This is a genomic window from Paenibacillus pinihumi DSM 23905 = JCM 16419 (genome assembly GCF_000422505.1).
GTDB lineage: Bacteria > Bacillota > Bacilli > Paenibacillales > Paenibacillaceae > Paenibacillus_D > Paenibacillus_D pinihumi.
This window is the reverse complement of sequence record NZ_AULX01000006.1, coordinates 357945-372323: the sequence shown is the minus strand read 5'-3', so window position 1 is coordinate 372323 and position 14379 is coordinate 357945. Positions and strand designations below refer to the sequence as shown.

At 50.9% G+C, this 14379-nt stretch carries 10 protein-coding genes; 9 read left to right on the top strand and 1 reads right to left on the bottom strand.

All coding sequences use genetic code 11. The features are described 5' to 3' along the window. Positions 1-170: 170 nt before the first annotated feature. Positions 171-1163 (top strand): DUF4261 domain-containing protein, encoded by a 993-nt coding sequence (locus H583_RS0101470; RefSeq protein WP_051235835.1) that lies wholly within the window; start codon positions 171-173, stop codon positions 1161-1163. A gap of 183 nt (positions 1164-1346) precedes the next feature. Here the strand turns inward: H583_RS0101470 and H583_RS0101465 are convergent, their stop codons facing one another. Next, complete coding sequence (locus tag H583_RS0101465; RefSeq protein ID WP_028558921.1) at positions 1347-2237, bottom strand: AraC family transcriptional regulator; 891 nt, start codon at positions 2235-2237, stop codon at positions 1347-1349. A 143-nt stretch (positions 2238-2380) separates the two neighbouring features. Between H583_RS0101465 and H583_RS0101460 the strand changes: the two genes are divergently transcribed. From H583_RS0101460 to H583_RS0101425, 8 genes are all read left to right on the top strand, one after another. Continuing rightward, entirely contained in the window at positions 2381-5719 is a 3339-nt protein-coding gene (locus H583_RS0101460; protein WP_036708063.1) for a DUF5107 domain-containing protein, read from the top strand. Positions 5720-5895: 176 nt separating this feature from the next. Continuing rightward, on the top strand, positions 5896-6615 hold the full coding sequence (locus H583_RS0101455; RefSeq protein WP_028558919.1) for a 3-ketoacyl-ACP reductase: 720 nt from the start codon (positions 5896-5898) through the stop codon (positions 6613-6615). Positions 6616-6875: 260 nt separating this feature from the next. Next, on the top strand, positions 6876-7019 hold the full coding sequence (locus H583_RS36420) for a hypothetical protein (RefSeq protein WP_154665768.1): 144 nt from the start codon (positions 6876-6878) through the stop codon (positions 7017-7019). A 529-nt stretch (positions 7020-7548) separates the two neighbouring features. After that, positions 7549-9336: a sensor histidine kinase gene (locus H583_RS0101445; RefSeq protein ID WP_028558918.1), complete on the top strand. Its 1788-nt coding sequence runs from the start codon at positions 7549-7551 to the stop codon at positions 9334-9336. 27 nt (positions 9337-9363) lie between these two features. After that, entirely contained in the window at positions 9364-10698 is a 1335-nt protein-coding gene (locus H583_RS0101440; protein WP_028558917.1) for a response regulator, read from the top strand. Between the two features lie 190 nt (positions 10699-10888). Beyond that, positions 10889-11812: a carbohydrate ABC transporter permease gene (locus H583_RS0101435; RefSeq protein WP_051235833.1), complete on the top strand. Its 924-nt coding sequence runs from the start codon at positions 10889-10891 to the stop codon at positions 11810-11812. Position 11813: 1 nt separating this feature from the next. Beyond that, the gene (locus H583_RS0101430; RefSeq protein WP_028558915.1) at positions 11814-12689 is read left to right on the top strand and encodes a carbohydrate ABC transporter permease; all 876 of its coding nucleotides are present in this window, start codon (positions 11814-11816) and stop codon (positions 12687-12689) included. A gap of 118 nt (positions 12690-12807) precedes the next feature. Further along, positions 12808-14244: an ABC transporter substrate-binding protein gene (locus H583_RS0101425; RefSeq protein WP_028558914.1), complete on the top strand. Its 1437-nt coding sequence runs from the start codon at positions 12808-12810 to the stop codon at positions 14242-14244. Positions 14245-14379: the final 135 nt, after the last annotated feature.

The following is a 14379-nucleotide window of genomic DNA, read 5'->3' as shown; positions in this document are numbered from 1 at the left end:
AAATGCTTCTGTAAGCATAGACTTTCTTCCGGACAGTTAAAAAAAGTGTGAAATTCGACCTATTTTCGACGAAATAAGACCTGTTTTTTGGGCAAACGACAGGTTTTTGCAAGCCACATCGTGAAATACATAAGGCCGGAGCAGGAATTCCGGAATGGGAGGAACCTTTGATGAAAGAAAAAGAGTATGAACTTGATGATGAACAGCTGACGACAGACGAAGCGTCCTCGCTCGAGGAGGAAGATGCGCGCTTTGGCTTCAACCGGATTTATATGATTGAGCTGCTGTATAAAAACAAGCCCGAGCTCTCCGAGTCGGTACTATACGATAAAATTGTCCAATATACAGGGAAGACAGACCGTCCTCAGCAGGAGGATGAACAGCCGGAGGAAGGGCTTGCCGTATGGAAGGCGAATGAAGAAGAATCCGCACAGACCGGAATGCGGCTGTTCTTTCACTTTAACTATATGGTGAAGCTGAAGGACGGGGAAATTCCTGCCCAGACCTGCATCATGCCGGCAGATAAGAAGATTGAGCCTGAAGCCTATACAACGGCCATTCAGCAGGCCTGGCATTGGCAGGAAGCCGGAGAGACTGTGGAGCAGTGCCGGTATTCCCTGCTGCTGCATGACTTCTTAGCCGCACAGCTGCCCCATGAACAACGGCTCCAGCTGATTAACGGGGTGCTCCGAGCTGTGCTGGAGACAGCTCCCTGTGACGCTGTATATTTCAGGGCGAGTGACAAGCTGGTACAGCCGGACGCCTGTCTTGCGGCAATTGCAGAAGGGGAAGCTTTGTATGGGGCAATGAGCGTACGCTTCTATAATGTAGAACGGCCGGAGATTGGCCGCAGCGAAATGCTGATGGACACACTGGGCCTTGCTGCGCTCGGTGTTCCGGACGTGCAATGCCACTATTATGATATGGAGCCTAACGATGTGGCGTCCTTCGTCGGCGATATTGGCTACTATCTGTTCCATAACGGTGATATTATCGGGGACGGGGAGACGGTGGGGCCGACCGAAAATGAGAAATGGCTGTGCGAGCACCAGTATGCGCTGGCAGCGCCTCAGCGGGTGGTGCTTGATCTGAACCCTGGTCCGGACTATTATGCGGGCAGGCAGCATCATGAGGAGAGGCAGCAAGCTGGTGAGCAGGAGTAGGGGATTGTTGTGTACGGAAGCCGTATATTGACAAGGCTGTATCCCGGCTCGTCAACGTGGGCCGGCTGCTAATTTGAAACACTCGTATTAAATGGCATATGGTTAAGGGCTGCCCGGATTCTTGCTGGAATCAGGGCAGCTTTTTTCAATCGGGTTCAAGAGAGGTTGTATCCGTACGGCGTGCTATCCTTTTTGGATGCTGCGGTAGCTGGTAGGAGAACTGCCGGTAATTTTTTTGAACAGCCGCGAGAAGTAGTACGGATCGGACAGCCCGACAGCGGCAGCAATTTCCTTGACGTTCATGGTGGTCAAATCCAGAAGCTGTGAAGCGCGCTGCATCTTCATGCGCAGAAAGTAGTCGATGGGCGGAAATCCGGTTTCTTTGTTGAACAAATAGGTCAGGTAGGGTTTGGACAGGCCGAGATGGCTGGCCAGATCGGCCAGTGTAATTGTATCCGCCAGACGTTCTGTCATGAAGCGGATCGCCTCATCCAGATAGCGCTCCCTCTTCTGGTCATTCGGTGAATGCCGGGCTCCAAGTCCGGCACTGCTGACGAGCGCTCGCATCATCTGCGATACGTGGATGTGCGTGAGCACGGAATAGGTTTTGCCTGCGAGAAGTCCGTAGCACTGATCGAACAGCTCGATCATCTGGGTATAAGTGCTGACCGGCAGCTGCAGCGGTCCGCTGTCCAGCTCATAGGCGCGAATCATCTCCAGCGCATCGCTGCCCTGCAGATGAAACCAGTAGATGCTCCATGGATTATGCTCTGAAGCTCCGTAGCGGTGAGCTTCCCCGGCCGGAATGACACAAAGCTGCTGTGCTTCAAGCTGCACAGGCTTGCGGCCATCAATCTCGATCCACCCTTCGCCTTCTGCACACAGAATAAAAATATGCGTGTCACAACCTTCCTTGCGTTCCCTGTAATGATATTTGGCCTGCGGGAAGCAGCCGATATCCTGGACATAGAGAGATTGGGTCAACGGGTGTCCCTCCAACTCCTTGGCCATATAGTCAGGCAGCACGAACAGTCTTTCCTCTTTGAAGCCCTCCTGCTTTTGTATGGTTTCCACAATTTCGCCCCTCTCACAAATTTGATGGCAAGACAAGAATATAATCCATCATCAGGCGTGTTTCGTCAATTGGCATCCCGGGCTTGCAGCGGTAAAGTAGAGCTATCAGCAACCGAAAAAAGCATTGAGGGAGGCACATCGCCATGTTGAAAACAGCTCAGGCAGTCCGTGTATGGGAAGAGGATGTATCCATCCCGACGTATGGTGTCGGAAAACCGGACAAAAACCCGATGTTTCTGGAGAAACGGGTCTATCAGGGAAGCTCCGGAAGAGTCTATCCGCACCCTGTTATTGACAAGATTGAGGACGACAAGGCACCTAAGAATTACCGCATGGTCAAGCTGGAGAATGAGTATGTATACATCGAGATTATGCCGGAAATCGGAGGCCGGATTTATCGTGCGGTCGACAAGACGAATAATTATGATTTTGTCTATTATAACCAAGTTATCAAGCCTGCGCTCGTCGGGCTGGCAGGACCATGGATTTCGGGCGGCATCGAGTTCAACTGGCCGCAGCACCACCGTCCAAACACTTTTGGTCCGGTAGAGTACCGGACGACCGAGAATGCGGACGGCAGCGCTACGGTATGGGTCAGCGAAATCGACCGTATGTACGGCACAAAGGTGACAGCAGGCTTCACGCTTCATCCGGGCAAGGCCTATCTGGAAATTCATGCGCAGATGTACAACCGGACGCCGCAGCCGCAGACATTCCTGTGGTGGGCGAATCCTGCGGTGGCAGTCAATGACGACACCCAGTCGGTATTCCCGCCGGACGTAACGGCTGTGTTCGACCATGGCAAGCGTGACGTATCCCGCTTCCCGATTGCAACCGGCACCTATTACAAGATGGACTATTCCGAGGGTGTCGATATTTCCCGCTATAAAAATATCCCGGTTCCGACCTCCTATATGGCCTACAAATCCGATTTCAACTTTGTCGGCGGCTATGACCATGGCGTACAGGCAGGCTTGCTGCACGTGGCGAATCATCATGTGTCACCGGGCAAGAAGCAGTGGACATGGGGCAATGGCGAATTCGGCCAGGCCTGGGACCGCCAGCTTACCGATGAGGATGGCCCGTACATCGAGCTGATGACCGGGGTTTACACAGATAACCAGCCGGATTTCACCTGGCTGCAGCCTTATGAGGAGAAATCCTTCAAGCAATATTTCATGCCCTATAAAAATATCGGGGTCGTAAAAAATGCGTCCATTGACGCTGCGGTTAACCTTGAGGTGGATGAGAATGCATCCGAGGCGGTTGTCCAGGCGTATGCGACCTCTGTCTTCGAAGGTGCTGTCATTGAGCTGAAAGGCAACAAGCGCAGTTACCTGATTGAGACGGTGACGCTCTCGCCGACAACGACCTTCAAATCCGTCGTGACACTGGACGAGGGCGATCAACCGCATAACCTTAAGGTGACCGTCCGCGATGCGCAAGGACGTCTCCTGATTGGCTATCAGCCGAAGCAGCCGGAGATCGAACAGGTCCCGGATGCGGCGAAGCCGCTGGACGCGCCGGAGAAGCTGAAGACGAACGAGCAGCTTTACCTGGCCGGCCTGCATCTGGAACAGTACCGCCATGCCACTTTCGAGCCGGAATCGTACTACCTGGAGGGCTTGAAGCGTGACCCGGATGATATCCGGATCAATGTTGCTTACGGCACGCTGCTGCTGCGCCGCGGATTGTTCACAGAGAGCGAGAAGCACTTCCGTAGAGCGATCAGCTCACTGACCTGGCGCAATCCGAATCCGTACGACAGCGAAGCCTATTATCAGCTCGGCCTGTCGCTCAAGCTTCAGGGACGGCTGGAGGAAGCCTTTACTGCGCTGTACAAATCCGTCTGGTCCGCAGCCTGGCAGGACAGCGGTTATTTCACCCTTGCGCAAATTGCCGGCATTAAGGGAAGTTATGCTGAGGCGCTGGAGCTTGTGGAGCGCTCGCTGATCCGCAACTCCCGCAACTATAAGGCACGCCATTTGAAGGGAGCCCTCCTGCGCAAGCTGGGCAGAGCCGCAGAAGCACTCGCCTGGGCGGAAGAGACGTTGCGTCTGGATGTCGCTGACTTTGGAGCCGGATATGAGCAGGCGCAGGCGCTGGAGCAGCTTGGACGCCAGGCGGAGGCTGCGGAAGCCAGCGAGAAGCTTGTGCAGCTCATGCGCAATGATGCGCATAATTATATGAGCCTTGCTTCCGATTATGCCGGCTGCGGCTTGAATGAGGAAGCGAAGGCGGTAATCGGCATCCTCACAGAAGGGGAGAGCAGCGGGGCAGCTTACCCGATGCTGCATTATACGCTGGCCTACATTTATGAGCAGGAAGGGAATACGGCGGCAGCGGCAGCAAGCCGCAAGAATGGCCGCGAGGCAGCGCCGGATTACTGCTTCCCGAACAGCCTGTTCGATCTGATTGTGCTCCATGCTGCGATTGCATCGGAGCCGGAGGACTACAGAGCCCGTTATTATCTGGGCAATCTGTTATATGACAAGAAGCGTGCGGGCGAAGCTGTCGCACAGTGGGAGACATCCCGCAGCCTGAAAGATGATTTTGCGACTGTACACCGGAATTTGGCACTGGCTTATTTCAACAAGCAGGGCAATCCGGAAGCGGCGTTGCAATCACTGGAGAAAGCCTTTGCTTGCGAGCCTCAGGATGCAAGAGTATTCTTCGAGCTGGACCAGCTCTACAAGAAGATCGGCCGCCCGGCTGCCGAGCGTCTGGAGACGCTGACGAAGCACAAGGCGCTTGTCGAGCAGCGCGACGATCTGTACGTGGAATATGTCACGCTGTTGAATGCAACCGGCCAGCACGAACAGGCTATTCAAGCGCTTAGCGCCCGCAATTTCCATCCATGGGAAGGCGGGGAAGGCAAGGTAACGGGACAATATGTGCTTGCGCATGTTGAGCTTGGCAAGCGCAGCCTGCAGGCTGGCAACCATGCGGAGGCTATACAATCGCTGGAGAAGTCGCTGGTTTATCCGCAGCATCTTGGAGAAGGCAAACTGGACGGTGCGCAGGAAAACAACATCTACTACTTCCTCGGCAATGCGCTCGAAGGACTGGGGCAGCAGGAAGCGGCTGATGAGTGCTACCATGTAGCGTCACAAGGGCTGGATGAGCCGGCAAGCGCGATGTACTATAATGACCAGCCGCCGGATATGATCTTTTATCAGGGCCTGTCCTGGCTCAAGCTGGGCAATGAGAAGGAAGCGAAGCGCCGCTTCAACAAGCTGATTGATTATGCGGAGAAGCATCTGTTTGATGATGTCAAAATCGACTACTTCGCCGTATCACTGCCGGATTTCCTCGTATTCGAGGAGGATTTGAACCGCAGGAACATTATCCACTGCCGGTACATGAGAGGGCTCGGATTGCTGGGTCTTTCCCGCAGTCAGGAGGCGGCAGCAGAGCTGCAGGGCGTGCTTGAGCTGGAGCCGAACCATCTCGGTGCGAAATTGCATCTGCAAATGGCATAATAGAAGAGGGCAGAGGGCCGATGACTTCGGCCCTCTGTTTGTATTTTACCCGAGGGATATGCAATAAAGGTTCAATTCGTTACAGCTGCTTATTTGGCAGCGGAGCTTCTGATCGTTTACAATAAGAGAGCAGGATATTCAATTCGTACATAAACAAATCCGGAGGAGTGAGACATATGGAGTTGAAAAATAAAACCGCGATTATTACCGGGGCAGGCAAAGGGATCGGCAAGTCCGCAGCCGAGGCGCTGGCACGTGAAGGCGTTGATCTCGGTCTGATCTCAAGAAGCAGTGCCGATCTGGAGGCGCTCCAGTCCGGGCTGTCCAGAGACTACGGCGTGAAGGTACATATCGTCTCTGCGGATATTTCCCGCAAGGAAGAAGTGGACAAGGCTGTCGCTACGCTGGCAGGGGAGCTTGGCTCCATTGATATTCTAATTAATAATGCAGGTGTTGCCCAGTTCGGCACACTGCTGGATATGGACCCGGCACAATGGGAGAGCATTATTCAGACAAATCTGATGGGAACTTACTACGTTACCCGTGCCGTACTCCCGGTAATGCAGGGGCAGAACAGCGGCGACATCATCAATATTGCCTCAACAGCAGGAGAACGCGGTTTTGCGACGGGATCGGCCTATTGCGCCTCCAAGTTTGCTGTAATGGGTCTGACGGAGTCACTGATGCAGGAGGTTCGCAAGTTCAACATCCGCGTAACCGCGCTGACGCCAAGCACAGTAAATACGCCGTTGGCCGTCAATGCCGGACTGAAAATCGGTGACGAGGACCGGATGATGCAGCCGGAGGATGTGGCTGACCTTATCCTGGCTGCGCTCAAGCTCCCGCAGCGCGTCTTTATCAAAACAGCAGGAATCTGGACGACCAATCCACAATAAGCATGCACTGGGAAACAGGCTCTAAAGCAGAAATGGAGCATGGGCAGAACGGAAATTTCCGTCCTCCCCATGCTCTTTTTTTATAAGATTTCAATTTTTGAACAAATTAAAGCACTTACTTTTCTAGATCATAAAATATCCTCATATTCTTCTATAAATAACATTTGATTAATTGTCAGAAAATTCTTATAATATTGTCATTAAAGGGTCCTGAAAAGCCTTGACATTTTAGTTTCAACTGGGGAAAGGAGGAAAAGGCCATGACCAAACAAATCAGTGAAACCTGGAGCAACTGGAAAGCCTTTTTGACTGGAATGGGATTCGGCGTCTTCGGAATCGTAATGCTTCCGTATCTGATTTACAAAGCAGTCAAAGATTTTACCGATACCGGATTTTTTCTGTAACGGGAGCAGCGGCATTCTGCAGATGGATTGCGGGTAGCTCCGGCCGGAGGCGGGTTAACCTCCCGAAATAGCTGTACATTCAAATTTCAGAAAGGAGAGCAGCCCGGCCTGACCGACTAGCGGCTGCAGCGGACCAGTTGGACCTTATTTTTAGCGAACCAATAGATGCCTACAGCATGAAAATGCAGCTATTTCTTCCCTTGCCTGTTTGTTAAACAGACGCCGGGGAAGAGGATAGCTGCATTTTTGGTTTTCAGGTGTGGAATGTGGCGGATTCCATCCGTGCCAAAGGTCACAAAAAATGCTCCGGTTATGGTTGATTTATCATACGATGAGGGTTACAATTCTGATGAAAAATAGGAATTTAATGGAGCTAAATGGCCGTACAGGCTGTCTATTTTTACGATAATGATGTGCAGAATTACCCGGAATCATAGGAATGCGACTGATGACCGTAGAAATAGCTATCCTGATCGTCAATCAATGATAGTATAGTAGAAGTTACTAATGCCGGGGAGACGAAGGGCCTATGCGTGCAGGAATGAAAAATCCGTTGACAAGGCTTAACATCAAGCAGCAGCTTATTCTGATCTTTCTTGTAATGGCATTCCCGGTGTTCCTCTTGCACTGGTACAGCAACGGGAAAGCCGAGCAGATTATGAAGCGCAATGTAACCAATGCTTATGTCGAGCTGAATAAACAGAATCAAATTTTGATCGGACGCGATATCGATACGGTGCACCGGATTATGACGACCATTATTCAAAACCCGGTGACCCAGCAAATGAAATACCAGGAAAACTCGGTCTATAAACGGGTACGCAAATATACGACCCTCGACACCATGCTGTCCGCCTATTCGGAAGGGGTATCGGACGGTCAGGCTATCAACTATTCCTTATATGTATATGATCCTGGGCGTGCTTATTTTTTTGCTCCCCAAATTCCATTTAACCAGTGCGGGGTTTATTTTTTTTCTGACCAGACACAGCCGGAATGGTTCGATGAGGCGCTGAAGATGAAGGGCAAGGGCTATCTGAAAGTGATTGAGCAGCAGACGCTGAAAGGTCCCCAGAAGACCCTGGCCTATATACGCGCCGTCAATACCATTTCCGACGGACGGGATGCAATTGGCGTTCTGGTGGCGACCAACATGAATCAGAAGATTGCATCCACATTCGAGAGTGTATCGCTGCCGGACGGGGAGATTTATTATACGGATGCCGATAATATCGTGCTTACTTCCAATACGATGAAGCTCGGCACCAGGCTGGAGCAGCCGAATTTCAAAGTGGGGGAGGCTGGCAGCGCCGAGATAATCGGGCATGTGGATAATGATTTTATATACGTGATGAATTACAGCCGCCCGCAGCAGCAGCTCATTTATAAGATTCCGGTCAAGGCGCTGCTGCTGCAGCAGAATGAACTCAAACGCATTATTCAGCTGATAACTATTGTGTATGCGGTTTCTGCTTTTGTCTTGCTCATGTATTTCTGGCGGTCATTGCTTACGCCGCTGCAAAAGCTGGCGATGTTCGTCCGTTCCTATGTTCCCGGCAAAATTGTGCCGCAGACGCCAGGCAAGGGAAGAAGTGATGAGGTTGGTGTGCTGATTGCTTCCGTCTATGATATGGCGGGCCGTCTGAACAGCCTGATCCGCGACCAGTATCAGCAGGAGATCAAGCAGAAGGAAGCGCAGCTGCAAATTTTGTATACCCAAATCAACCCGCATTTGCTGTACAACACCCTGGAGAGCATCTACTGGAAGAGCGCGCTGGAGGGCAAGACCGAATCGGCAGAGATGATCAAGGAACTGTCAAAGCTGATGCGCATCAGTCTGAGCAAGGGAAGGGAACTGATTACGCTAACTGAGGAGCTGGAGCATGCAGGGGCGTATGTCCGGCTGCAGCAGAAGCGTTACGAGTACAGCTTCCGGATGGAATGGAACGTGGATGAGGCTGCAAGACAATGCCTGATTCCCAAGATTACACTGCAGCCGCTCATTGAGAATGCCATTATTCATGGCGTGCGCAATATGGATGAGGACGGTGAAATTGTCGTGACCGCGGTTCTGCGCGATCAGCGCTTCTATGTAACGGTGGAGGACAACGGCTATAAAAAGGTTGATTATGATGCCATCCGGCGGACGCTGGAAACGGAAAGCGCTACGAAGTCCGGCTATGGCATCCGCAATATTCATCAGCGTCTGCGCCTTCATTTTGGCAAGCAGTACGGGCTAAGTTACAGGGCTGCCGAACATGGTGGAACAATCGTTACGGTCATGATGCCGGTTGTGAGGTTAGACGAACCGGAGTAATGAGGGATCAACAAGGGGGTATATCAGATGTACAGCATATTGGTAGTAGATGACGAGCCGTTGATTGTCAAAGGGCTGACCTCGCTGCTTCAGACCTCAGGGCTTGCAATTGGGCATATTTACAACGCGCATAGCGGCTATGAGGCGCTGGACTACTTGCGGATGGAGGAAATTGATCTGCTCATCACAGATATCCAGATGGATGCGATGACAGGGATAGAGCTGATGCATCAGGCCCGGCTGATTAAGCCGTGGGTGCAGACCATCGTCATTTCTGCACACGAGACGTTCCAGTATGCCCAGATGGCGATTCGTCTAGGGGCCAAGGACTATCTGATCAAGCCGCTCAACAGCGAGCAGTTTCTGGATTCGGTCCGCAATGTGCTGCTGAAGCTGGAGCGCAAGGGCGACGGAGGACTGCAGCCGGGCGAAGCGGAGCTGACAGAGAGCTTCCGGATGGAGCAGCCGGTAGCCGATAAGACCGAGTTGTTGAATAAGCTTTTTGTTCCGGGCGAAGCAACGCCGAGTCTGCTGGGGCAGCTCAGGGACCAATATGGAATTGAGCTTGGCGGGCCTTATTTTTCCGTGCTTCGTCTCCGTCTGGGAGAGCGCAAATCGCCGTCTGCCGGGCCGCTGACCTCCAAGGATGAAGAGTTGCTTCAATATGCGGCGCTTAATATTGTGAAGGAGCTTTTCGGCCAGGAATGGAGCCACGTCGCTTTTTATTCCCCGAACAGGGAGCTGAGCATTCTGGTGCAGTGGAACGAAGAAGCCTATGCAGATATGAATGTGAACAAGATTAACCAGCTGGATATGATCGGACGCGGGCTGCATTTTAATATTCATAAATTCCTAGGTCTGGTCTGTATAGTCGGAATCAGCCAGATTTTGCGGGGAACCGAATTTCTGGGCGAGCTGTACAAACAGGCGGGCAAGGCTGCCAAATGGCATCAGGAGCATCAGGATCACTATGTGTTTTATTACGGGGATTTTAACTGGAGCGACTATACTCATCAGGAACCGACGCGGGAGGATCTCAATGATCAGACGAACCTGATCGTAGAGCGGGCCAAAGCGTACATTGATGAGAATTTTACCCAGAAGGGCCTGACCCTTCATGAAGTAGCGCAAAAAAATCATGTCAGTCCGAATTATCTCAGCTACCTGTTCAAAAAAATAACCGGCTTCAACCTGTGGGAGTATGTCATCAAGCTTAGAATGGAGTTGAGCAAATCCCTGATTACCGGTACGGATTTGCGCCGTTACGAAATTGCCGAACGGGTTGGTTATGAATCACCGGAACATTTTAGTAAAATTTTCAAAAAATTCTACGGAATTAGCCCAAGTGAAATGAAGAAGTAAGAATACGTATCATATCCATAGATTTGCACATTATCAAATCCCTCATCCCTTTTTACAATAAAGATGGACTCTGGTACAGGTAGAGCCGTTCTCCAAGGAGATATGGCGGCAGGCGCAGAGCATACGCTTTGCACAGCAGCAAAGATGCCATTACGATCTTGTATTAACGAAAAGGAATGAGGGAAGATGAATGCAGAACTCCACGTTGCAAGTGCGACCGCCAAGTGAGGTGAAGAAAAGCGATTCCGGCTTGACCCGGTGGCTCCGAAAATATTTTTGGGGAATCGCGTTTCTTTTGCCGGCCGCGGTTATTTTTATTCTCTTTTTATGGATGCCGATTATAAAGGGGTTTGTCTACAGCTTCTATCAGGTCGATTTCGTCAAGGGCAATACCTTCGTCGGCTTAGATAATTACAAAGCGGCTCTGGAGGACCCGGTATTGCTAAAAGCAATTGGCAACACGCTCTATTATGTAGGGCTGGGCTTATTGATCGGCTTTGTGGTTCCGATATTTTTTGCAATCATGATTTCCGAACTTAGAAAATTCCAGGGCTTTGTCCGTGTCAGTGCGTACCTGCCCAATGTCATTCCGCTTGTCGTGCTTTACAGTGTATGGAGATGGTTCTATGATCCGGTTGGTCCGATCAATGGGGCGCTGACCCAGGCGGGGGCCGAGCAGATTAACTTTTTGACCAATCCGTCGTGGTCGATGATCTCCCTTGTATTCATGGAGACCTGGCAGTCGTTCGGCTCCGCGATGCTGATTTATCTGGCGGCGGTGCTTAGTGTTCCGCGTGACTGGTATGAGGCGTCTGAAATCGATGGGGCAGGGGTTTGGCAGCGTATCTGGCATATTACGCTCCCTTCGATCCGTAATCTTATTGTTCTCATGTTCATCCTGCAACTGATCGCGGCCTCGCAGGGCTTTCAGTCTCAGCTTGCTGTACTGGACGGCGGCCCTAACAACACGACGATGACCTTTGCGCTGCTTATCGTAAAATATGCCACGACTAGGCTTAATCTCGGAGTTGCAACAGCCCTGGGTGTGATGATGTTCCTTGTGCTGGGCCTACTATCGCTCATACAGTACAGGCTGAACAAGGAGGATGAATAATATGAAGAGCCATGAGAGAGGGATCCTGTCCCGCTATGATTTTAACCAGTTGCACGTCAAGCTGATATACGGTTTTTTTGTCCTGATCACCGTTGTTATGGTCTTCACGATGCTGTATCCGATTTTTTCAACGGTGTTCAATGCTGTCAAGTCCAATCCGGAGGTCAACTCGTTTCCACCGCGCTTTTTCCCGCAAGAGACTTGGCATTTTGAAAACTTTATCAAGGGCTGGAATTACATCCCGCTGCCTAACTTTTTAAAAAATACGCTGCTAATATTTTTCGGCAACATGGTAGCAACAGTCGTAGTTATCGGGATGGCAGCCTATTCGTTATCCAGATTGGCACTGCCAAAGAAGCGGCTGCTCAGCTTTTTATTCATGATGACGCTGTTCATTCCGCCTACGACTTATTTGATCCCGAACTTCCTGAACTTGCAGGACCTGGGATTGCTCAATTCCTACTGGGCCTTTTGGCTGCCGGCAGGAGCGAATGCGTACTTTTTGCTCTTGCTCCGTAGCTTCTTTGACAGCCTGCATTCCGAACTGTTTGAAGCCGGACGGATTGATGGCGCATCCGAGCTGCGCTGCTTCTTGCAAATTGCGGTTCCATTATCCATCCCGATCTTTTCGACTTTGGCGATCTTCGTCTTTTCGACAGCCTGGAATGATTGGTTCTGGCCTTCAATGGTTATGCACAGCGAAAAGATGTACCCGCTCGCAACGGCTGTTTATAAGTTTATTGTGAATGCGCGCTCGCTTAATCTGAATATCAAATTCTCCATCTTGACCATGATCATGCTGCCGCCGATTGTTGTATTCCTGTTGTTCCAGCGGTTTATTATTGGCGGCTTGCATTTGGGCGGGGTTAAAGGATAATCCATCCTTCCTTCGTAAAACTGCACATGATCGAAATAGGAATACACATCGCCCTGTGAATGCGCCTCCATTATGATAAAGATGCAAGGAAAAAAATATCAGAGAAGGGGAGTTTCGAATGCGTAAGCTATCCATGATGATGTTGTGCCTGGCCTTGTTCAGTTCCCTGCTCGCCGCCTGCGGCTCGAGCAATACGAATGAGAAGCCAACTAATAACGGTGGTCAGAAGAGCAGTGGTACCGTAACTGAAGGTACCGATAATGGCAAAGAGAGCGACAAGAAAGTAACCATCAGCGTCTATTATCCGCTGCCGGATCAGGTAGAGATCCGCAAGCTGGAAGATGACAAGATCAGACGTTACCTGGAGAAATACCCGAATGTAACGATTGAGAAAAGTGACTGGCACTACAATGTAAACGAAATCGGAATCAAAATGGCGTCGAACGAAGCGCCAACGATTTTCAATACGTTTGCGACAGAAGCCAAATTCCTCGTTGAAAGAGGCTGGGCGGCTGACATTACCGGGCTGTGGAACAACTACGCTCACAAAGACGAAATCAACCCGATTCTGCAAGGACAGTTTATTGTAGACGGCAAAGTATTCGGCGTTACCCAGAGCGGTTATGTAACAAGCACGATTGTAAACAAAAAGATGCTGGAAGACAAAAACGTACCGGTTCCGCCCTATGACTGGACTTGGGACGATATGCTGGCAGCTGCCAAAGGCGTAGCTGACCCGGCAAAAGGTATCTCTGGTATTGCGCCAATGGGTAAAGAAAACGCAGCAGGCTGGAACTGGACCAATTTCCTGTTCGAAGCTGGCGGTGAAATCCAGACCATTGAAGACGGCAAAGTAAAAGCAGCGTTCAATTCCGAAGCGGGACTGAAAGCGCTGGAGTTCTACCAGAAACTGCGTTGGGAAGCCAATGCCATCCCGCAAGACTGGGCACTCAACTGGGGTGACGCTGTAGGCGCATTGTCTCAGGGACGTACGGCAATGATTATCGCTGGTGCTGAAGGTCCGCTGGACGCAGCAATGAACCAAGGCGGCATAAAGCCTGAGGACATTCTGACATTCCCGATGCCTGCCTTTGAGAAAGGCGGCAAGCATTACGGTATTCTGGGCGGCGACTACCTCGTCATCAACCCGAATGCTTCCAAAGAAGAGCAGGAAGCAGCATTCAACTACATTACTTTTGACTACTTCTCCGACGCTTGGCTCGAGTCTGTAGAGCGTGATATTCAAGCTCGTAAGGGAGAAGGCAAATACTTCATCCCGTCCCAAATGTACTACTTCAAGAGCGATTCCGAGTACGGCAAAAAAGCTCAAGCCATCTTCGACAAGTATGACAATGTCTACAAATACAGTGAAGAGTCCAACAAATTGCTGGACGGCAAGCCAGAAGCGCAATACAGCACACAGGACTACTATGGTGCGATGACGAACGTCATTCAGGAGATCTTCTCCAAGAAAGATACAGACCTCAAGCAAAAGCTGCAGGAAGCATCGGACACGGTTCAAAAGAACTTCTTCGACAAAATCGCAGCTGAATAATACGACGCTTGTCTTGATCAGTCTCCATCCCATGCGGATTGCGGCCTGACTGAGAAACTTCTAACGGCGCGGCGGGATGATTCCCGCTGCGCCGTTTGTCTATCCGCTTTTACTTGATCTGAATTCACTTTAAAT

Bases quoted from the DNA above. Each gene is read 5' to 3' on its own strand.
- H583_RS0101470 (WP_051235835.1), top strand. From the start codon at position 171: ATGAAAGAAAAAGAGTATGAACTTGATGATGAACAGCTGACGACAGAC.
- H583_RS0101460 (WP_036708063.1), top strand. From the start codon at position 2,381: ATGTTGAAAACAGCTCAGGCAGTCCGTGTATGGGAAGAGGATGTATCC.
- H583_RS0101455 (WP_028558919.1), top strand. From the start codon at position 5,896: ATGGAGTTGAAAAATAAAACCGCGATTATTACCGGGGCAGGCAAAGGG.
- H583_RS36420 (WP_154665768.1), top strand. From the start codon at position 6,876: ATGACCAAACAAATCAGTGAAACCTGGAGCAACTGGAAAGCCTTTTTG.
- H583_RS0101445 (WP_028558918.1), top strand. From the start codon at position 7,549: ATGCGTGCAGGAATGAAAAATCCGTTGACAAGGCTTAACATCAAGCAG.
- H583_RS0101440 (WP_028558917.1), top strand. From the start codon at position 9,364: ATGTACAGCATATTGGTAGTAGATGACGAGCCGTTGATTGTCAAAGGG.
- H583_RS0101435 (WP_051235833.1), top strand. From the start codon at position 10,889: ATGCAGAACTCCACGTTGCAAGTGCGACCGCCAAGTGAGGTGAAGAAA.
- H583_RS0101430 (WP_028558915.1), top strand. From the start codon at position 11,814: ATGAAGAGCCATGAGAGAGGGATCCTGTCCCGCTATGATTTTAACCAG.
- H583_RS0101425 (WP_028558914.1), top strand. From the start codon at position 12,808: ATGCGTAAGCTATCCATGATGATGTTGTGCCTGGCCTTGTTCAGTTCC.